Here is a 22,770-nt window from a genome sequence, read left to right on the forward strand (position 1 = left end):
CTTTCCAATTTAGCATTTATTTTTTCTTTACTTATTATATATAGAGCGCAATAAATACATCACTCTCATGTAAACTAACATTTATAAAAGCAATTAATCCACCTAATTATAAATCCTAAAGTTTTACTATTAAATTATATATTCACTAAGTTACAATGTCAATACAAAATGAAGACTACAAAAATGGATAAAAACATTACCTGTTAATATTTTTTATCGGTTTTTGTGGATAACTTCTTGAATAGGTAGTTAGGTTTTGATATTATAAATAGAGACCTGTTAATAATTTAAAAAATATATAACTTATCCACAGCTGTGGATAAAAATGTGTATAAGTTGTTTAATTTTATATAAACTTCCTATTCATTTATACATTTTTAACTATTTTACTAACATTATTCATTGTAGATAATGTTAATATTTATTTTACGGTTATTGTTTATAACTTTTTTTATTTAAAAGATATAAACATATTTATAAACATGTGAATATTTTTATAAACATATGTCAAGAAAATATAATGACGTTTATAATCATGTAAATATGTTGTGAATTATTTTTCTAAGACTGGAGGATACAAAATGAATGCCCATCCAAAAGAAATATGGGAACAATCTTTAAACATAATAAATGGTGAAATTACTGAAGTAAGCTTTAACACATGGATTAAAAGTATTACTCCTGTATCTATTGAAAATGACACCTTCATATTAAGTGTACCAAATGACCTTACTAAAGGCATATTAACTAGTAAATATAAAAATTTAATAGCTAATGCTCTAAAATTAATTACTTCAAAAAAATACAACATTAAATTTTTAATTGCCTCTGAATCAGAAGAAGCTTTAACATTAGACAACTCTAAAAAAAGGCACAATAAAAATTCTGTATTGGTAAATGATGAAATGTCAACCATGCTAAATCCAAAATATACTTTTGATTCCTTCGTTATAGGTAATAGTAATAGATTCGCTCATGCAGCTTCACTTGCTGTAGCTGAATCACCTTCAAAAGCATATAATCCTTTGTTCATATACGGAGGCGTAGGATTAGGCAAAACTCATTTAATGCACGCTATAGGACATTACATACTAAACAATAATAGCAAATCTAAAGTAGTATACGTTTCATCTGAAAAGTTTACAAATGAACTTATAAATTCAATAAAAGATGATAAAAATGTAGAGTTTAGAAACAAATATAGAAATATAGATGTACTATTAATAGATGATATACAATTTATAGCAGGTAAGGAAAGAACCCAAGAAGAATTTTTTCATACCTTCAATGCACTATACGAAGCTAATAAACAAATAATTTTATCTAGTGATAGACCACCAAAAGAAATACCTACATTAGAAGATAGACTTAGATCTAGATTTGAATGGGGACTTATAGCAGATATTCAACCACCAGACTTTGAAACTAGAATGGCTATATTAAAAAAGAAGGCAGATGTTGAAAATTTAAATATTCCTAATGAAGTAATGGTGTATATAGCTACCCAAATTAAATCTAACATTAGAGAACTTGAAGGTGCTCTAATAAGGATAGTTGCTTTCTCCTCACTTACAAATAAAGAAATAAGTATAGATTTGGCGGTAGAGGCATTAAAAGATATAATTTCAAGCAAACAATCAAAACAAGTTACCATAGACTTAATACAGGACGTAGTTGCAAACTATTATAACTTAAAAGTAGATGATTTAAAATCTGCAAGAAGAACAAGAAATATAGCTTTTCCAAGACAGATAGCTATGTACTTGTGCAGAAAACTTACAGATATGTCTTTGCCAAAAATAGGAGAAGAATTTGGTGGAAGAGATCATACTACAGTAATACATGCCTATGAAAAAATATCAACTAATTTAAAACAGGATGAAAGTCTTCAAAATGCTATAGGCGATTTAACAAAACGACTAAATCAAAATTAATTATCAACAACTGTTAATATTATTTAGTAATAACACTGTGCATTAAAAATATTAATATATTTTTTTCTAATTATGTGGATAACGTCAATTTTTATCAATTACTTATCCACAATTATTTTTCGCATTTTTTTATTCAGTACCAACGCATTCAAAGGTTATCAACATAATCACAGCCCCTACTACTATTATTACTAAATTTAATTAATTATCTATATTCTATATATCTTTCTACAATGTGAATAAAGGAGGACATTAAATGAATTTTATATGTACAAAAACAGAATTACAAGAAGCTATTTCAATAGCACAAAAAGCTATTACAGGAAAATCCAGTATGCCAATATTAAATGGTCTACTTATTACAACTTATAAAAATCAAATTAAATTAACTGGATCAGATATAGACCTCAGTATAGAAACAAAAATAAATGCAGAGATAAATGAAGAAGGTTCTGTAGTAGTTGATTCTAGAATATTTGGAGAAATTATAAGAAAATTACCTAATGACAATATAAATATTTCTACTACAGAAAATAATTCAATAGAAATAATATGTCAAAAATCTAAATTCAATCTAATTCATATGAATGCAGAAGATTTTCCTGAAATACCTAATATAAATGAAAATATTATTTTTTTAATACCTCAAAAAATATTAAAAGATATGATAAAAAGTACTATTTTCGCTGCAGCTCAAGATGAAACAAGACCTATTCTTACAGGCATTTTATTTGAAATCAAGGACAAAAAATTGAATTTAGTAGCATTAGACGGATATAGATTAGCTTTAAAATCAGAATATCTTAATACAGAAAACGTAATAAATGCTGTAATTCCAGAAAAAACTTTAAGTGAAGTTTCTAAAATCTTAGAAGATAATGATAAAAATGTAAATATAACTTTTACACCTAATCACATACTTTTCAATTTAGATAATACTAAAATTATATCTAGATTACTGGAAGGTGAATTTATAAAATATAATTCTATAATTCCAGATGAATTTAATTTGCAAGTAACAGCTAAAAGAGAAGAACTTTTAAGTTGTATAGAAAGAGCTTCTCTAATGGCTAAAGACAGTAATACCAATTTAATAAAGTTAGAAATAGAAGAAAACAACATGATAATAACTTCAAATTCTCAATTGGGAATGGTCAGAGAGGAATTAAATATATTATTGCAAGGAGATACATTAAAAATTGCATTTAATTCAAAATACTTAATAGATGTCTTGAAAATAATGGATGAAGAAGAAATCATTATGAAATTCTCTAGCAGCGTAAGTCCATGTGTAATCAAAAATAAAGATAAAGACAATTGTACTTATTTAGTGCTTCCAGTAAGGCTTCTAAACAATTAAAAATAAAAAAATTGGAGATAATAGAAAATGAATGAAATTAAGATTAGTACAGATATAATAAAATTAGATTCTTTTCTAAAGTGGTGTGGGGCTGTTTCACAAGGTTCTGAAGCTAAAATATTTATAAAAAATGGAATGGTAAAGGTAAATGGAGAAGTTGAAGTAAGGAGAGGAAGAAAACTTTCAAAAGGATTTACAGTTGAATTTCAAGAAAAAACTTATAAAATTATATAGATGCAATTAAAAATTTATTATTAAATGTGTATTATATATTGTGATATAATTATAAATAGGTGTTTTTATATGTATATCAAGTATTTAAAACTTATTAATTTTAGAAACTATAAGGAACTAGAAGTAGAATTTGATAAAAATTTAAATGTATTTATAGGAGATAATGCACAAGGAAAAACAAATATATTAGAGAGTATATACTATTGCAGTATAGGCAAATCACCAAGAACAAATAAGGATAAGGAATTAATAAATTGGGATGGAAAATATGCTTATATAAAAGCTGGGGTATATAGTTCGTCACACAACTTAAACGATAAAAAAATAGAGATAAAGATATTCAAAGAAGGTAAAAAGGGAATAAATATAAATTCTATAAGAGTAAATAAATTATCTGAACTTATGGGAATTTTTAATGTAGTAATGTTTTCTCCAGAAGATTTAAAAATAATAAAAGAATCTCCTTCTTTCAGAAGAAAATTTTTAGATATAGAACTGTGTAAATTCAGTAAAAGATATTATTATAACTTAGTTCAATATAACAAGGTTCTAAGTGAAAGAAATTTATTACTTAGAAAACGGAGTAGTAGTGATAGAGATATTCTTGATATATACGATATCCAATTGTCTAAATATGGTGCAGTTATAATAGATCTCAGAAATAAATACATAAACAAACTCAGCAAAATGGGTAAGATCATTCATGAAGATATAACTTCACAAACTGAAAAAATAGAATTTAAATATGTAACATCTATAACAGACTTAGATAATATACAAAACAGCTTGTTTAAAGTTTTGGAAACTAATAGACAAAGGGATATAGAAAAAGGTATTACCCTCTATGGTCCACATAGGGATGATTTTGTTACGAGCATAAATGGTATAAATGTAAGAAGCTTTGGTTCCCAAGGACAACAGAGGACATCAGTTCTAACTATGAAATTCGCGTCTCTTGAAATAATAAAAGAAATTACAGGAGAATATCCCGTTTTATTACTGGATGATGTTTTATCTGAACTAGATGCAAATAGACAAAAGTATATATTAAATTCTATAAATGAAATACAAACATTTATAACAGGTACAGGAATTGGCAACATTAAAAAAAATGTAAAAAAGGGAAATCAAATATTTATTGTAAAGAGTGGAAAGATGAATAGAATTTAATTTTGAAAGGAGATTGTTATGTTTTTACATTTAGGTGAAAATATAGTTGTTCCGATAAAAGATATAATTGGAATATTTGATATTGAAACTTCAACATATAATTCTGATACAACCCAATTTTTAAGAATGGCTGAAGAAGATGGATTTGTTCAAAAAATTACAAAAGATAAACCCAAATCATTCATTATTGCGGAAGTAAATAAAAAAAGTAGAATTTATTTATCACCTATATCTTCATCCACACTAGCTAAAAGGTCAGAAATTTTATGTTACGAACTCTAAAATAGGAGGATATAGGTATGATGCAAGAAAAAAAACAAACTTATGATGAAAATCAAATACAAGTATTAGAAGGTCTTGAAGCTGTTAGAAAAAGACCTGGAATGTATATTGGAAGTACTAGTTCAAGGGGGCTTCATCATTTAGTGTATGAGATAGTTGATAATAGCATAGATGAGGCACTGGCAGGATATTGCGATAAAATAAATGTAATTATACATAAAGATAATTCTATAACAGTTACGGATAATGGTAGAGGAATGCCTGTTGGAATGCACCATAAAATGAAAAAACCAACTGTAGAAGTTATAATGACTATACTGCATGCAGGAGGAAAATTTGGAGGCGGCGGATACAAAGTTTCCGGCGGACTTCATGGAGTTGGAGCATCAGTTGTAAATGCTCTATCTGAAATCTGTGAAGTTGAAGTAAAAAGGGAAAGCCATATATGGAGACAGGTATTTAAAAGAGGAAAAGTAGCAAGCGGACTTGACATAATAGGTGATAGTGAGGAGCACGGAACAAAAATTCATTTTAAACCGGATGCAGAAATATTTGATGAAATAGAATATGATTATGATACATTGGCTCAAAGGCTTAGAGAATTGGCATTTTTAAACAAGGGTATAAAAATAAGATTAGAAGATGAGAGAGATGATAAAGAAGAAATATTTCACTATGAAGGTGGAATAAAGTCATTTGTAAGTTATCTTAATAGAAATAAACAACCAATTCATAAAGAGCCTATATACGTAGAGGGTAAAAAAGATGACTACTCTGTAGAAATTGCTATTCAATATAATGATGGATATACTGAAAATATTTTTGCTTTTGCTAATAACATAGATACAGTAGAAGGTGGAACTCATTTAGCTGGATTTAAGTCAGCACTTACTAGAGTATTTAATGATTATGCAAAGAAATTTGGTATATTAAAAGAAAATGACAAAAATCTATCAGGAGAAGATATAAGGGAAGGGCTTACTGCAGTTATATCTGTAAAGCTTGTAGACCCCCAATTTGAGGGCCAGACGAAAACAAAACTAGGAAATAGTGAAGTGCGTGGTATAGTTGACAGCATAATGGGAGAGTCATTAAATAATTTTTTACAGGAAAATCCTCAAGTAGCAAAGATGATACTTGATAAATCACTTATGGCATCACGTGCTAGAGAAGCGGCAAGAAAAGCAAGAGAGCTTACAAGACGTAAATCTATACTTGAAAATACTTCTCTTCCAGGAAAATTAGCAGATTGCTCATCTAAAGATCCTTCTGAATGTGAAATATATTTAGTCGAGGGTGATTCTGCAGGTGGATCTGCAAAACAAGGTAGAGATAGAAAATTTCAAGCTATACTTCCACTGCGTGGTAAAATAATGAATGTTGAAAAACAAAGGCTTGACAAAATACTTGGCTATGAAGAAATAAGATCCATGATAACAGCATTTGGAGCAGGTATAGGAAAAGACTTTGATGTAAATAAAATAAGATACAATAAAATAATAATAATGACAGATGCAGATGTAGATGGTGCGCACATAAGAACATTATTACTTACTTTTTTCTTCAGATATATGAAGGAACTTGTTGAAAAATGTCATGTTTATATAGCTCAACCACCTTTATATAGAGTAGCTAAAGGAAAGAAGGAATACTACGCATATTCAGATGATGAATTAGATGTATTGCTTACTGAAATAGGTGGGAAAGACAGTAATGTAGATATACAAAGATATAAAGGACTTGGAGAAATGGATTCGGAACAACTTTGGGATACTACAATGAATCCTGAAACAAGGACACTTATTCAAGTAAATGTAGAGGACACTATGGCTGCTGATGAAATCTTTACTATACTTATGGGTGACAAGGTAGAACCTCGTAGAAATTTTATACAAGAAAATGCTAAAAAAGTTGTAAACTTAGATATATAAGTAGAGAGGTGTAATTGATGTTTGATGAAGGAAAAATTTTACCAGTAGACATAAGCCGTGAAATGAAGAAAAGTTATATAGACTATGCTATGAGTGTTATTGTAAGTCGTGCACTTCCAGATGTACGTGATGGATTAAAGCCAGTTCACAGAAGAATACTGTACTCTATGTACGAGTTAGGACTTACCCCTGAAAAAGGCTATAGGAAGTGTGCAAGAATTGTAGGAGATGTTTTAGGTAAATATCATCCACATGGAGATACAGCAGTTTATGATGCTCTAGTTAGATTGGCACAAGACTTCTCTATCAGATATACTCTAGTTGATGGTCATGGAAATTTTGGTTCAGTAGATGGAGATAGTGCTGCAGCTATGAGATATACCGAAGCTAAAATGAATAAGATAACACTTGAAATGTTAAGGGGAATAAATAAAAATACAGTAGATTTCGTTCCAAACTTTGATGGTGAGGAAAAAGAACCTTCAGTTTTACCTTCAAGGTTCCCTAATTTGCTTGTAAATGGTTCTGCTGGAATAGCTGTAGGTATGGCTACGAATATACCACCTCATAATCTTACTGAAGTTATAAATGGTGTCATAATGATAATAGACAATCCAGACATAACAATTAGTGAGCTTATGACATCTATAAAAGGTCCTGATTTCCCAACTGCAGGAATAATAATTGGCACATCAGGCATAAGAAGTGCCTATGAAACTGGAAGAGGAAAAATATTAGTAAGGGCTAAAGCTGAAATTGAAGAAGTTAAAGGTAGAAACAGGATAATAATAACTGAAATTCCATATCAAGTTAATAAATCAAAGCTTATAGAAAATATGGCCGACCTTGTTAAGAATAAAAAAATAGATGGAATATCTGATATTAGGGATGAATCAGATAGAGATGGAATGAGAATAGTTATAGAATTGAAAAGAGATGCAAATCCTAATGTAACTCTTAATCAGCTATACAAACATACAAGGATGCAGGATACTTTTGGAATTATAATGCTTTCTCTTGTAAATAATGAACCAAAAGTATTGAATTTAAAGCAAATGCTTGTATATTATTTAAGATTTCAAGAAGAAATTATAACAAGAAGAACTAAATTTGATTTAGATAAGGCTCAGGCTAGAGCGCATATTCTAGAAGGATTAAAAATAGCATTAGATCATATAGATGCGGTAATACACCTAATAAGATCATCTAAAACTGCAGAGAATGCAAGGAATGGGTTAATGTCTGAATTTAGTCTTTCAGAAAAACAGGCTCAAGCTATCTTGGATATGAGACTTCAAAGACTTACAGGTCTTGAAAGAGAAAAAATTGAAAATGAATATAATGAATTGATGGAAACAATAAAACATCTCAAGGAAATACTAGAAAATAAAGAATTGCTGCTTAAGATAATTAAAGATGAATTAATTGAGATAAGAGATAAATATGGTGATGAAAGAAAAACTGAAATACAGATAAGTAATGATGATATAAATATTGAAGATCTTATTGAAGAGCAGGAAGTAGTAATAACTCTAACTCATTCAGGATATATAAAAAGAATTTCTGCTGATACCTATTCTTCCCAAAGAAGAGGGGGAAAGGGAATACAAGCAATGTCTACAAAAGAGGATGACTTTGTAGAGCACATATTTATTACATCAACCCATAATAATATCTTATTTTTCACTAATAAAGGTAAAGTGTATAAATTAAAGGGTTATGAAATCCCGGATGCTGGTAGAACAGCTAAAGGAACAAATTTAGTTAATTTAATACCTCTACAGGGAGACGAACAAATTCAAGCAGTTATATCCTTTAAGGAAGTTGATAAGGACAATTATTTTATCATGGCTACTAGATGTGGATTGATAAAGAAGACTAAGATAAGTCAATATGCTTCTATAAGAAAAAATGGATTAAATGCTATAAATTTAAAAGATGAAGATGAACTTATAGGAGTTAGAATGACTACAGGTAAGAGTGAAATTCTTATTTTCACTAAAAATGGATATGCTATAAGATTCAGTGAAGATGATGTAAGACCTACGGGAAGAAATACTATGGGAGTAAGAGCTATAACTTTAAGAACTGGTGATATAGCTGTAGCTATGGATATTGTAGATAAGTCTCAAGATGTTCTTGTAATTAGTGAGAATGGATTTGGTAAAAGAACTCCAGTATCCGAATACACTATTCATAGAAGAGGTGGAAAAGGAATTATCACTTATAAAGTTACAGAGAAGACCGGTTTAATAGTTGGTGCTAGAGTTGTAAAAGATGAGGATGAAATGATGCTCATAAATAGCAGTAATGTAGCTATAAGGCTCAATGTATCTGAGATTTCTGTTACAAATAGAAATACTATGGGAGTTACTCTTATGAGAACAGATGAAGAACAAATGGTTGTTGCAATTGCTAAGATAAATTGCAGTGATGATACAAGTGATAATACAAGTAATGATACAAGTGATAATATAGATGATAAAAAAGTAGAAGAATAATAAGTGCATTTAGATTAAGTAGAGTAAATACTATTTAATTTTATATGTGTGACATATAAAACATGTTAAATATTTTATATAAAATAAATACTAGTGTTCTAATCAAAACACTAGTATTTATTTTGTTATATTAAAAAAACAACATAACCTAGTGTGTCAGTATAAGAATATTTAAGGAATAAGTATTATAGTGTATGTATTATAAGATAGTTTTACATAATGGTGATATTTTTGAATTATATATATAGGTAATGTGTTAGAATAGCAACTGTCGTCATCAAGTGAAGACATTAATTTGAGAATATCAATTGTAATGTCTCATGCAATTCAAAATTAAGTTTTGAAAAAAGATGTTGACAAAATAAGAAATAGGTGATATACTATAAAAGCTGTCAAAGTGAGACAGCAAAATGATCCTTGAAAATTAAACAGAGGAAGATATAAGTACAACTTATTTAGAATAAACCAGCAATTCTTTTGAGCTGCGAGAGCAGCTAAAAAAGTAATTTCGTAATAAGAAGAGTCAATACAAACTTTTAAATTAAGAGTTTGATCCTGGCTCAGGACGAACGCTGGCGGCGTGCTTAACACATGCAAGTCGAGCGATGAAGCTCCTTCGGGAGTGGATTAGCGGCGGACGGGTGAGTAACACGTGGGTAACCTACCTCAAAGAGGGGGATAGCCTCCCGAAAGGGAGATTAATACCGCATAATAATCAATTTTCACATGAAAACTGATTTAAAGGAGTAATCCGCTTTGAGATGGACCCGCGGCGCATTAGCTAGTTGGTAGGGTAACGGCCTACCAAGGCGACGATGCGTAGCCGACCTGAGAGGGTGATCGGCCACATTGGAACTGAGAGACGGTCCAGACTCCTACGGGAGGCAGCAGTGGGGAATATTGCACAATGGGCGAAAGCCTGATGCAGCAACGCCGCGTGAGTGAAGAAGGTTTTCGGATTGTAAAGCTCTGTCTTTGGGGACGATAATGACGGTACCCAAGGAGGAAGCCACGGCTAACTACGTGCCAGCAGCCGCGGTAATACGTAGGTGGCGAGCGTTGTCCGGAATTACTGGGCGTAAAGAGTGCGTAGGCGGATATTTAAGTGAGATGTGAAATACCCGGGCTTAACCCGGGCACTGCATTTCAAACTGGGTATCTGGAGTGCGGGAGAGGAGAATGGAATTCCTAGTGTAGCGGTGAAATGCGTAGAGATTAGGAAGAACACCAGTGGCGAAGGCGATTCTCTGGACCGTAACTGACGCTGAGGCACGAAAGCGTGGGTAGCAAACAGGATTAGATACCCTGGTAGTCCACGCCGTAAACGATGAGTACTAGGTGTAGGAGGTATCGACCCCTTCTGTGCCGCAGTAAACACAATAAGTACTCCGCCTGGGAAGTACGATCGCAAGATTAAAACTCAAAGGAATTGACGGGGGCCCGCACAAGCAGCGGAGCATGTGGTTTAATTCGAAGCAACGCGAAGAACCTTACCTGGACTTGACATACCCTGAATATCTTAGAGATAAGAGAAGCCCTTCGGGGCAGGGATACAGGTGGTGCATGGTTGTCGTCAGCTCGTGTCGTGAGATGTTAGGTTAAGTCCTGCAACGAGCGCAACCCCTGTTGTTAGTTGCTAACATTTAGTTGAGCACTCTAGCAAGACTGCCGCGGTTAACGCGGAGGAAGGTGGGGATGACGTCAAATCATCATGCCCCTTATGTCCAGGGCAACACACGTGCTACAATGGGCAGTACAGAGAGAAGCAAGACCGCAAGGTGGAGCAAACCTCAAAAACTGCCCCCAGTTCGGATTGCAGGCTGAAACTCGCCTGCATGAAGTTGGAGTTGCTAGTAATCGCGAATCAGAATGTCGCGGTGAATACGTTCCCGGGCCTTGTACACACCGCCCGTCACACCATGAGAGCTGGCAACACCCGAAGTCCGTAGTCTAACTTAGGAGGACGCGGCCGAAGGTGGGGTTAGTAATTGGGGTGAAGTCGTAACAAGGTAGCCGTAGGAGAACCTGCGGCTGGATCACCTCCTTTCTAGGGAGTCGAAAGATAGAGTATAATCTATCTTATAAATTGATGGTTTAAGTAAGTTTACAATCTACTCTGTTTAATTTTGAAGGATCATAGATTCTTCTTTCATTTTACAACCAATTAGGAAAGTAAAATGAAAAATTGTCCTTTGAAAATTGCACAGTAAATAAGAAATTAAAAAATTGATAGTAACAAGCAGATCAAGGAAAAACATGAGCGAGGAACAGAGTTTACTTATGTAAATGAGTACCGCAGCGAATGATTTTGACGAAGATATGCAAAGTTAATAACAATTTTTAAAAGTAAAGCTAAGGTTATAATATAACCTTTGTAGAATAACTTTAGTATCATTCTAAACATTTAAGATGATACAGAGAAAATTGCAAATAGCAATTTTCGATAATGAAAGGTCAAGCTACAAAGGGCGCATGGAGGATGCCTTGGCACCAGGAGCCTAAGAAGGACGCGATAAGCTGCGAAAAGCTCTGGGTAGGCGCAAATAGCCAGAGAACCAGAGATATCCGAATGGGGAAACCCACCTAGCAAACACTAGGTACTGCAGACTGAATACATAGGTTTGTAGAGGCAAACCCGGGGAACTGAAACATCTAAGTACCCGGAGGAAGAGAAAGAAACATCGATTTTCTAAGTAGCGGCGAGCGAAAGGGAAAGAGCCCAAACCAGGAACTTGTTCCTGGGGTTGCGGATAGATTATAAATACTGTGAAGTGCTAATTGAAGAGAGCTGGAAGGCTCTGCCGGAGAAGGTAAAAGCCCTGTAAATGAAAGCAAAGAACAGTCAGATCTAATCCAGAGTACCACGAGACACGAGAAACCTTGTGGGAAACAGGGAGGACCACCTCCCAAGGCTAAATACTACCTGGTGACCGATAGAGAAGGAGTACCGTGAGGGAAAGGTGAAAAGAACCCCGGGAGGGGAGTGAAATAGAACCTGAAACCGTGTGTCCACAAACAGTCGAAGTACGTAAAGTACGACGGCGTGCTTTTTGTAGAACGAGCCAGCGAGTTACGATGTGCAGCAAGGTTAAGTACTTAAGGTACGGAGCCGGAGGGAAACCGAGTCTGAAAAGGGCGCGAAGTTGTATGTTGTAGACCCGAAACCGAGTGACCTATCCATGGCCAGGTTGAAGCGGAAGTAAAATTCCGTGGAGGACCGAACCACGTTGGTGTTGAAAAACCATGGGATGAGCTGTGGATAGCGGAGAAATTCCAATCGAACTCGGAGATAGCTGGTTCTCCTCGAAATAGCTTTAGGGCTAGCGTCGGAAATGAGTAATGGAGGTAGAGCACTGAATGGGGTAGGGGCTGACAACAGTTACTGAACCTTATCAAACTCCGAATGCCATATACTTGAATTCCGGCAGTCAGACTGCGAATGATAAGATCCGTGGTCAAAAGGGAAACAGCCCAGACCACCAGCTAAGGTCCCAAAGTGTAAGTTAAGTGGGAAAGGATGTGTGATTTCTAAGACAACTAGGATGTTGGCTCAGAAGCAGCCACTCATTTAAAGAGTGCGTAATAGCTCACTAGTCAAGAGATCATGCGCCGAAAATGTCCGGGGCTAAAACTTACCACCGAAGCTGTGGACTCGAAAGAGTGGTAGAGGAGCATCCTGTATGAGTAGAAGTCGTACCGGAAGGAACGGTGGATTGTACAGGAGAGAGAATGCTGGCATAAGTAGCGAGAAATAAGTGAGAATCTTATTGGTCGAAAACCTAAGGTTTCCTGGGGAAGGTTCGTCCGCCCAGGGTAAGTCGGGACCTAAGCCGAGGCCGAAAGGCGTAGGTGATGGACAATCGGTTGAAATTCCGATACCGCATAAAAGCGTTTGACAAAAGGGATGACGCAGGAGGATAAGGTGTGCATACAATTGGATGTATGTCTAAGCACCGAGTCAGGTATACCAGGAAAATCCGGTATATCAATGATGAGGTGTTATGGGGAACCCGTAAGGGGAAGTACCTGATTTCACGCTGCCAAGAAAAGTCTCTATGGAGTTTTTATGTGCCCGTACCGCAAACCGACACAGGTAGGTGAGGAGAGAATCCTAAGACCATCGGAAGAATTGTTGTTAAGGAACTAGGCAAATTAACCCCGTAACTTAGGGAGAAGGGGAGCCACGCAAGTGGCCGCAGAGAAAAGGCTCAAGCAACTGTTTATCAAAAACACAGGTTTCTGCTAAAGCGAAAGCTGAAGTATAGGAGCTGACGCCTGCCCGGTGCTGGAAGGTTAAGGGGAAGACTAAGCGTAAGCGAAGGTCAGAACTTAAGCCCCAGTAAACGGCGGCCGTAACTATAACGGTCCTAAGGTAGCGAAATTCCTTGTCGGGTAAGTTCCGACCCGCACGAATGGCGTAATGATTTGAGCACTGTCTCGACAACAAATCCGGCGAAATTGAAGTGCAAGTGAAGATGCTTGCTACCCGCGATTGGACGGAAAGACCCCGTAGAGCTTTACTGCAGTTTAGCACTGAATTTCGGTATTGTCTGTACAGGATAGGTGGGAGACTAGGAAGTAGTGGCGCCAGCCATTACAGAGTCGATGTTGGGATACCACCCTGACAGTACTGGGATTCTAACCGGGCTCCATGAAACTGGAGACGGGACAATGTTAGGCGGGCAGTTTGACTGGGGCGGTCGCCTCCTAAAAAGTAACGGAGGCGTACAAAGGTTCCCTCAGAAGGGTTAGAAATTCTTCGAAGAGTGCAAAGGCAGAAGGGAGCTTGACTGCGACACAAACAAGTGGAGCAGGGACGAAAGTCGGGCTTAGTGATCCGGTGGTACCTCGTGGGAGGGCCATCGCTCAACGGATAAAAGCTACCTCGGGGATAACAGGCTGATCTCCCCCAAGAGTTCACATCGACGGGGAGGTTTGGCACCTCGATGTCGGCTCGTCGCATCCTGGGGCTGAAGTAGGTCCCAAGGGTTGGGCTGTTCGCCCATTAAAGCGGCACGCGAGCTGGGTTCAGAACGTCGTGAGACAGTTCGGTCCCTATCCGTCGCGGGCGCAGGAAATTTGAGAGGAGCTGTCCTTAGTACGAGAGGACCGGGATGGACCGACCGCTGGTGAACCAGTTGTTCCGCCAGGAGCATAGCTGGGTAGCCAAGTTGGGAAGGGATAAACGCTGAAAGCATCTAAGTGTGAAGCCCACCTCAAGATAAGATTTCCCATAGCGTAAGCTAGTAAGACCCCTCGAAGAACACGAGGAGATAGGTCAGAGGTGTAAGCAGGGTAACCTGTTAAGCTGACTGATACTAATAGGTCGAGGGCTTGACCAAATGAAAAGCGAAAGAAAAAAGTTTACTGTGCAATTTTGAGAGGACAGAGCAATTTGAACTCTTAAAAGTTAATATATAAGAAAATTGGTAGAAGCGAGCAGATTGAGGAAAGGTTTGAGCGAGGAGCAGAGTTTACTTGTGTAAATGAGCACCGCAGGGAAGACCTTGACGAAAATATGATAAGCTTATAGCAATTTTTGATAATGAATCTGGTGGTAATGACGTGAAGGTAACACCCCTTTCCATACCGAACAGGAAGGTTAAGCTTCAGAGTGCCGATGGTACTGCAGGGGAGGCCCTGTGGGAGAATAGGTCGCTGCCAGGTTATAAGGATCTTTAGCTCAGTTGGTTAGAGCAACCGGCTCATAACCGGTGGGTCCGGGGTTCGAGTCCCTGAAGGTCCACCATGAAAAGAACTACATAGTTTTATGTAGTTCTTTTATTTTTTGCCTGTATTATGGTACACTTTAAATAGTGTATTAGCTGGAGGAGATTTATATTGATATTTTATAGAATAAAGCAATTTTATTGGGCATTAACTTCTAGAATTAATGAACAGGATAGTAGGTTTATAAAAAGTATTTTAAGTATAGAAGAATTAAAATTATTTAATAAACTGTCCATAAATGAACAAAAGCATTGCGTGAAAGTAGCATATGATGTAGAGCGTATTTGTAATAGTAAGCAAGGTACAGTAGATGAGAAATTGCTTCTAAAGGCTGCTCTTTTACATGATATAGGTAAGATAGATAGAAAGCTAAATCTAATAGACAAATCATTTATAGTATCAATGGATAGAATTTCAAAAGGAAAATTAAGAAAATTTTCTCAAAAGCCAAAGATAAATGTATATTACAATCATAGTAAAATAGGAGTAGAGATATTAAAAAAGATAGAGTATAATGAAAAATTATTTTATTTGATAGAAAATCATCATAATAACGATACTCATAATAATGATTTGGAGTTAAATATATTAAAGTATTGCGATAAAAGAAATTAAAATTATAAGTTAAATTTTTTTAGTTTATAAGTATCTTAGTATTTTATGTGTATAAATTTATTCCAATTTTTATGATATAATTAATGTATAAGTGTATTAGTGGAGGTTAAGATGGATTCAAAAAAAAGAAGAATATATATTAGAGAAATTCTTAAAAAAAATGACAAACCTCAAAAGGGTTATATTTTGGCAGAAAAGTTAGGGGTTACTAGACAAATAATAGTTAAAGATATAGCAATTTTAAGGGCAGAAGGTAAAGATATAATAGCAACCCCAGATGGTTATCTGATTCCAAAAGCAGAAAAGAATTTAGTTAAGGCTGTAATAGCAGTTTCACATGAAACAAGTGAAATAGAGGATGAACTTAAAATTATAGTTAAATTTGGAGGTAAAGTACAAGATGTAATAGTAGAACATCCCCTTTATGGTGAAATAAAAAGTATGCTTATGATAAAAAATTTATATGATATTGAAAATTTTATAAATAAAATAAAGCAGTATAAAGCAGAACCACTATTAATATTAACAGGAGGTGTGCATTTACATACTATAGTTGCAGAAAACGATGACATAATTAGAAATATAAAAAGGGAATTGAAAGAGAAAAAGTATATTATTTCTGATTGATCCATAGCTAAAATTTTTTATATTTATAAAAGAGGTGGTTGTATTATGAAGAAGAAAATGGCAATAGGTATTTTTATTTTAGTTTTAGTATTGTGTATTTCATTTTTAAATAATATCGTAAATTTCGTAATAAATATACAGTGGTTTAAACAAGTAGGATACTTATCTGTTTATTTTACCAAGCTTGTAGCGGTATGTAAGCTTATGATACCTTTATTTATTATAAGCTTTATAGGAATATGGTTATATTATAAAAGTCTAAGGATAAGCATTATAAAGTATAGAAAAGTTGTTGAGGTAAAAAGTAGTAAAGTTAAAATTGAGAAGAAAATAGTTTTTTTTATTGATTTGATTGTGTCTTTTTTAGCTTCTTATGCATTTGCATCAGCTTATTGGTATAGAATTTTACAATTCACAAATTCAGTATCTTTCAACAAAAAAGACCCAATTTTAAATTTAGATATTTCTTTTTATATATTTAAATTACCGCTTATACAATCTATATATAGTGCACTTGTAAGCCTATTTATTTTATTAGGATTGATAACTCTTTTTACATACTTTATATTAAGTATGAAGGATAGATTTGTATCACGAAATTTTAAGAAAAATTTTGGTAAAATAAATATATTAGATAGTGGGCTTACTAGATTTGCAGGGAAACAATTGGCAGTTTTAGCTGCTCTTATAATATTGTGTATATCAATAGGGTATATTTTAAAGTGTATTAACCTTGTTTATAGCCAAAATGGAGTAGCATTTGGTGCAAGTTATACAGATGCTCATGTAAGTTTGTTGTTTTACAAAATTATTGCAGTAGCATCTTTTATTGCTGCTATAGTTATATTTATTAGTATAATTAGAGTTAAAATTAAACCTATAGTGGCATCTATAGTTGTAATAATAGTTTTAATTATAAGTGGAAATTTAATGGCTTTTGTGGTTCAAAATTTTGTAGTTAAATCCAATCAAAAAACTTTAGAAAGTCCATATATAAAATATAATATAGATTATACCCGTAGTGCATTTAATATTGATAATGTGGATGCTAGGTCTTTTCAAGTTAAGGATGATTTAACTTCAAAGAATATAGAAAATAATATGGATACGATAAATAATATAAGGATAAATTCTTTTGATCCTACACTTGAATTTTATAATCAAGTTCAAATTATAAGATATTATTATAACTTTAATAATATTGATATAGACAGATACAATATAAATGGGAAATTTAATCAAGTTTTTGTAGGTGCGAGAGAAATAAACAGCAAGGCAATAGATCCAAATACATGGCAAAATAGGCATCTTATATATACCCATGGTTATGGAATAGTTATGAACAAAGTTAATTCTGTAACTTCAGAAGGACAGCCTAACTTTGTCATAAAAGATATGCCACCTAACAATTCTACTGATATAAAAATTCAAAATCCAAGAATATATTTTGGTGAAAAAACGGATAACTATGCAGTAGTTAATACTAAAATAGGTGAATTTGATTATCCTAAAGGAAGTAATAATGCAACTAATATTTATAATGGAACAGATGGAATAAAATTAGGATTTCTAAATAGATTATTATTTGCAATAAATCAGAAGGATTTAAATTTCTTATTATCCAGGGATATATCAAAAGAAAGTAAGATATTGATAAATAGAAATATAGTTGATAGAGTCAATAAAATAGCACCTTTTTTAAATTATGACTCAGATCCTTATATAGTTGCAAGTGGAGGAAAGTTATATTGGATATTAGATGGGTACACTGTTTCAAATAGATATCCTTTTTCACAACCTCAGAATGATGTAAATTATATGAGAAATTCTGTGAAGGTTACGATAGATGCTTTAAATGGAGACGTAAATTTTTATATAGTGGATAAAACTGATCCTATAATAAAAAGCTATGCAAAAATATTTCCTAACTTATTTAAAAATATGAATCAACTATCACCTGATATAGTTAAGCATTTTAAATATCCAAAGGATTTGTTTAATATTCAATGTAGTGTACTTGGAAAATATCATGTAACAGATCCAGGAGTATTTTATAGTGGAGAAGATTTGTGGGAAGTAGCTAAGAACCAAAAACATGTTAGTGGCGAAAAGAATCTAATGGAGTCTCCTTATGTTGTTATGAAACTTCCAGGTGCTAATAAAGAAGAAATGATATTGCTGCAATATTTTAATATGAGAGATAAAGACAATATGGTAGCTTTATTTGGAGCTAGGATGGATGGAAAAAACTATGGAAAGATGATTCTATATAAATTTCCTCCAGAGAAGACGATATATAGCCCGTACTTGTTTAAACAAAAATTAAATCAGGATACGACTATATCTACTCAATTGTCACTTTGGAATAAAGATGGGTCTAAGGTTCAATTTGGTGATACCATGATAGTTCCTATAAATAATTCTTTGGTTTATATAGAGCCTATGTATCTTAGAGCTAGTGGCAAAGATAGTATACCAGAGATGAAAAGAGTCGTAGTATCTTATGGTGATAAAATAATATTAGCTGAAAGTATAGATGATGCTTTGCAGCAGATATTTAACTATAAGCAAAATAATCAATCACAAGAAAATAGTGCTACTCAAAGTCAGCTGGTTCCTACTAGTAATGACAATCAGGAAAAGATGAAGCAGGCTAAGAGTTTGTACGAGAATGCATTAAATGCACAAAAAAATGGTGATTGGTCAGGATATGGAGATAATATTAAAAAACTTGGAGATATATTGAATTCACTAAGTAAATAGAATTTAATACAAGGTAGTAGAAACAGAGCTATTTTTAGATTATTAAAATAAAGATTTCTTTGAAGGGGAGATTAATATGGATTATGATGTGCTTATATTAGGAGGGGGAATAATAGGATGTGCAGTTTCCTATGAACTTTCAAAGTATAATTTAAATATAGCATTGATTGAAAAAGATTATGATATTGCTAATGATGTAGCACCTATAGATTATTCTATAGTATATGATGGATTGGAATGTGAAGATATATCATTATCAAAACTTGAATTTGCTGGCAGTAAGATTATGTCTGGCTTGGCATCTAAGTTTAATATTTTCTTTGAGAAGAAGGGATACTTACTGTTAGCAGATACTAAAGAAGGTGAGAAAAAGCTAATTTGTATGTATAATAAAGCTTTGAATAGGGGCATGGAAAACATACAGTTGTTAGATGGAGAAGAAGTACGGAAGATAGAGCCAAATTTAGGAAAAAATATAAAGAAAGCTATTTATTCTAAAAATACGGGGATTATATCACCTTATGATTTAGCTATTTCTTATGGTGAAATTGCTTGTGACAACGGGGTCAATTTTAAATTAGGGGAAGAAGTTTTGGATATAGAAAGTATATCCAAAGGTTTTAAGGTAGTGACTAATAAAAATAAATTCACATGTAATATGGTACTAAATACGACCCCGGGTAAAAATTATAGTATAGATAGAGAAAATAGGGTAAATCAAAATGTAAAATATTTAGAGTATTTTTCTGTAGAAAAAAAATTAAGCAAACCCTATAATAATATAATTTCTACAATAGGGGAGGGGGATAATAAAACATGTATTATCCCTGGAAAAGAAAATAAATTGTTAGTAGGATTAAAGAATAGTGAAAAAATAAGTTGTGAAGAGGGACTACAAAAAATAAGTGGTTTTATAAAAAACTTATCACAGGAAAATATTAATGATTTTTATAATTCACATTTTTATGATGATTTTTTAATTATAGACGATAGTTTAATTGATGAAGATTATATTAAAATAATAGGAAAACATTATGGGCAGGTTACAATGACACCTGCAATTGCAAATATAGTATGTAAGACAGTAGTAAACAAACTAAATTGCCGCTTGAAAAAGGATTTTGTGGATAAGAGGAGGGAATTCTATAAATTTAGAGAACTTTCTAATGAGGAAAGAAAAAAGATAATAAAACTAAATAGAAAATATGGGAAGGTTATATGTTATTGTAATAAGGTAACAGAGGGTGAAATAATAGATGCCATAAGTAGACCATTAGGGGCACGTACTATAGAAGGTATTAAGAGAAGGACTGGTGCAACTTTTGGAGATTGTAGAGGGACTAGGTGTCTTTATGAAGTGGCATCAATTCTTGCAAGGGAGACTAATAAAAAAATTACGGATATAGTTAAAGATTCTAAAAATTCCAATATCATGGTAGGTAGAATAAAGGAGTTTGATAAAATGTAATTGGGGGAGTTAGAATTGATAAAGGAGAGAACAGGTACTAAATTTGATAGGCAATGTATAGCTAGTAAAGATAGAGAGGATATTGATGAAAATTTATATAGTGGAGAAGAAAATTTGAAATTAAAAGAAGATAATAGGTGTGATATATTTACTACTATAGTTAGAATAAAAGGGTGTAATTGCAATGTAGTGTCAGTAAAGAGTTCTAAGCCACTAGATAAAAGCCTGTGGCTTGAATGTTCAAAAGTTTTAGCTAGAATACATGTTGGAGCACCTATAAAAATTGGTGATATAATTTGCAAAAATATACTAAATACGAAGGTGGACATAATTTGTACTAAAAATGTTAATAAAATTACAAAATAATTTCAAATTTACCTTTATTATTTTTAATATCTTGGTTATAATAAGTAGTGGAAATATATTTAGTATATATATAAATTTAGCATTACAATAAAAAATATATATTTAATTAAAAATTAGCTGATGAAGAGGTTAGTAGCTTTAAAGTGATTTAAGAGAGTCAGTGTCTTGGTGTAAGCTGATATCATAATATTGTGAATCCACCTTGGAAGTACTGATAAAAACAGTTCGGTAATACCGTTATAAATTAGAGAGAATTAGCATTAACTTGTTAATTAAATAGGGTGGCAACACGGAGTCTTTCGTCCCTTTGGGGTACGTAAAGGCTCTTTTTATATTATAGGAAACTATATAGATGATTAGGGAGGATTTATAAAATATGTTAGATTTAAAAAGAATAAGAAACAATCCAGAGGAAGTAAAAAAACAACTTTCAAATAGAGGAGAAGATTTTGATCCAGCAACTATTGATGAAGTAATAGCTTTAGATGAGAAGAGAAGAAAAACTCTAGTTGAAGTAGAAGCTTTAAAGAATAAAAGAAATCAAGATTCAGCTCAGATAGCTAAAATGAAAAGAAATGGTGAAAATGCAGATGATTTAGTTGGTGAAATGAAACATGTATCAGATAATATAAAACAGTATGATACTGAATTATCAGAATTAAATGGAAAAATAGAGTATATAATGCTTAGGATACCTAATATTCCTAATCCTGCAGTTCCAGAAGGAAAATCAGACGAAGACAATGTAGAAATTAGAAAATGGTCAGAGCCTACTAAGTTTGATTTTAAACCTAAAGCTCATTGGGATATAGGTACAGATCTTGATATACTTGACTTTGAAAGAGGTGGAAAGGTATCAGGTTCTAGATTTACATTTTACAAGGGGTTAGGAGCTAAACTTGAAAGAGCTATAATAACTTATTATTTAGATTTTCATACAGAAAAGCATGGATATACAGAAATATTACCTCCTTATATGGTAAATAGGACTAGTATGACTGGTACAGGCCAGCTTCCTAAATTTGAAGAAGATGCTTTTAGGATATCAAATAATGATTACTTTTTAATTCCAACTGCAGAAGTACCAGTAACTAATTTTCATAGAGATGAGGTTCTAAAAGGAGAAGATTTGCCATTAAAATATGTCGCATATAGTGCATGTTTTAGAGCGGAGGCAGGATCAGCAGGAAGAGATACAAGAGGAATAATAAGACAACATCAATTTAACAAAGTTGAAATGGTTAAATTCACAAGACCTGAAGAATCTTATGATGAGCTTGAAAAACTCACTAATGATGCGGAAGATGTACTTAAAGGACTGAAAATTCCATATAGAGTAGTTAGAATATGTAAGGGAGACCTAGGCTTTACTGCAGCACTTAAGTATGATATAGAGGTTTGGATGCCAAGTTACAATAGATATGTAGAAATATCAAGCTGCAGTAATTTTGAGGATTTCCAAGCAAGACGTGCTAATATAAAATATAAGGAAACTCCAAAAGACAAACCAAAGTATGTGCATACTTTAAATGGATCAGGAGTTGCTATAGGAAGAACAGTTGCAGCTATCCTAGAAAACTATCAGAAAGAAGATGGAAGTGTTATAATTCCTGAAATATTAAGACCATATATGGGTGGAAAAGAAGTAATAAAATAAAATTATATTATAAAATAAGATATTGTGAAAGTATTTTGGGCATATTGAGAGATATAATGAAATAATTCATTATATCTCCTTTAGTATACTAAATACAGAGAAAATTATATGAATTGTCAGGCTTATTTTAGA

At 33.0% G+C, this 22,770-nt stretch carries 13 protein-coding genes, 1 tRNA gene, 3 rRNA genes and 1 other annotated feature; all 17 genes read left to right on the plus strand.

The genetic code is table 11. From position 1 onward, the window contains the following. The first annotated feature begins 581 nt into the window (after positions 1-581). Positions 582-1,934 (plus strand): chromosomal replication initiator protein DnaA, encoded by a 1,353-nt coding sequence (gene dnaA, locus DMR38_RS00005; protein ID WP_127719435.1) that lies wholly within the window; start codon positions 582-584, stop codon positions 1,932-1,934. Between the two features lie 256 nt (positions 1,935-2,190). Further along, on the plus strand, positions 2,191-3,294 hold the full coding sequence (gene dnaN / locus DMR38_RS00010; RefSeq protein ID WP_127719436.1) for a DNA polymerase III subunit beta: 1,104 nt from the start codon (positions 2,191-2,193) through the stop codon (positions 3,292-3,294). 27 nt (positions 3,295-3,321) lie between these two features. Continuing rightward, the gene (locus tag DMR38_RS00015) at positions 3,322-3,528 is read left to right on the plus strand and encodes an RNA-binding S4 domain-containing protein (RefSeq protein WP_127719437.1); all 207 of its coding nucleotides are present in this window, start codon (positions 3,322-3,324) and stop codon (positions 3,526-3,528) included. Positions 3,529-3,597: 69 nt separating this feature from the next. Beyond that, the gene (gene recF / locus DMR38_RS00020) at positions 3,598-4,698 is read left to right on the plus strand and encodes a DNA replication/repair protein RecF (protein ID WP_127719438.1); all 1,101 of its coding nucleotides are present in this window, start codon (positions 3,598-3,600) and stop codon (positions 4,696-4,698) included. 18 nt (positions 4,699-4,716) lie between these two features. Then, positions 4,717-4,980, plus strand: coding sequence for an extracellular matrix/biofilm biosynthesis regulator RemA family protein (locus DMR38_RS00025; protein WP_013236719.1), 264 nt, complete (start codon positions 4,717-4,719; stop codon positions 4,978-4,980). A gap of 20 nt (positions 4,981-5,000) precedes the next feature. Continuing rightward, positions 5,001-6,911 carry a DNA topoisomerase (ATP-hydrolyzing) subunit B gene (gene gyrB / locus DMR38_RS00030; protein WP_127723832.1) on the plus strand — a complete coding sequence of 637 codons (1,911 nt, stop codon included), beginning with the start codon at positions 5,001-5,003 and terminating at the stop codon, positions 6,909-6,911. Between the two features lie 17 nt (positions 6,912-6,928). Next, positions 6,929-9,412, plus strand: a complete 2,484-nt coding sequence (gyrA, locus tag DMR38_RS00035) for a DNA gyrase subunit A (protein ID WP_127719439.1) — start codon at positions 6,929-6,931, stop codon at positions 9,410-9,412. A 537-nt stretch (positions 9,413-9,949) separates the two neighbouring features. Then, positions 9,950-11,459 (plus strand): 16S ribosomal RNA (locus tag DMR38_RS00040). A 405-nt stretch (positions 11,460-11,864) separates the two neighbouring features. Next, a 23S ribosomal RNA gene (locus DMR38_RS00045) occupies positions 11,865-14,754 on the plus strand. Between the two features lie 208 nt (positions 14,755-14,962). Then, positions 14,963-15,079 (plus strand): 5S ribosomal RNA (rrf, locus tag DMR38_RS00050). Together the 16S, 23S and 5S rRNA genes with 1 tRNA gene alongside form the textbook arrangement of a ribosomal RNA operon. A 5-nt stretch (positions 15,080-15,084) precedes the next feature. After that, positions 15,085-15,161 (plus strand) — tRNA-Ile (locus tag DMR38_RS00055). Between the two features lie 92 nt (positions 15,162-15,253). Continuing rightward, positions 15,254-15,757 carry an HDIG domain-containing metalloprotein gene (locus tag DMR38_RS00060; RefSeq protein WP_127719440.1) on the plus strand — a complete coding sequence of 168 codons (504 nt, stop codon included), beginning with the start codon at positions 15,254-15,256 and terminating at the stop codon, positions 15,755-15,757. Positions 15,758-15,868: 111 nt separating this feature from the next. Further along, entirely contained in the window at positions 15,869-16,384 is a 516-nt protein-coding gene (locus tag DMR38_RS00065) for a transcription repressor NadR (RefSeq protein WP_127719441.1), read from the plus strand. Between the two features lie 45 nt (positions 16,385-16,429). Then, on the plus strand, positions 16,430-19,147 hold the full coding sequence (locus DMR38_RS00070) for a UPF0182 family protein (protein WP_127719442.1): 2,718 nt from the start codon (positions 16,430-16,432) through the stop codon (positions 19,145-19,147). Positions 19,148-19,223: 76 nt separating this feature from the next. Continuing rightward, entirely contained in the window at positions 19,224-20,615 is a 1,392-nt protein-coding gene (locus DMR38_RS00075) for an FAD-dependent oxidoreductase (protein ID WP_127719443.1), read from the plus strand. A 15-nt stretch (positions 20,616-20,630) separates the two neighbouring features. Beyond that, positions 20,631-20,981 carry a DUF1667 domain-containing protein gene (locus DMR38_RS00080; protein ID WP_175412884.1) on the plus strand — a complete coding sequence of 117 codons (351 nt, stop codon included), beginning with the start codon at positions 20,631-20,633 and terminating at the stop codon, positions 20,979-20,981. 111 nt (positions 20,982-21,092) lie between these two features. Next, positions 21,093-21,291 (plus strand) — a binding site (T-box leader). 66 nt (positions 21,292-21,357) lie between these two features. Continuing rightward, positions 21,358-22,638 carry a serine--tRNA ligase gene (serS, locus tag DMR38_RS00085; protein WP_127719444.1) on the plus strand — a complete coding sequence of 427 codons (1,281 nt, stop codon included), beginning with the start codon at positions 21,358-21,360 and terminating at the stop codon, positions 22,636-22,638. Positions 22,639-22,770 lie beyond the last annotated feature (132 nt).

Origin of the sequence: Clostridium sp. AWRP, assembly GCF_004006395.2 — a bacterium.
In the GTDB taxonomy this organism is placed as follows: Bacteria; Bacillota; Clostridia; order Clostridiales; family Clostridiaceae; genus Clostridium_B.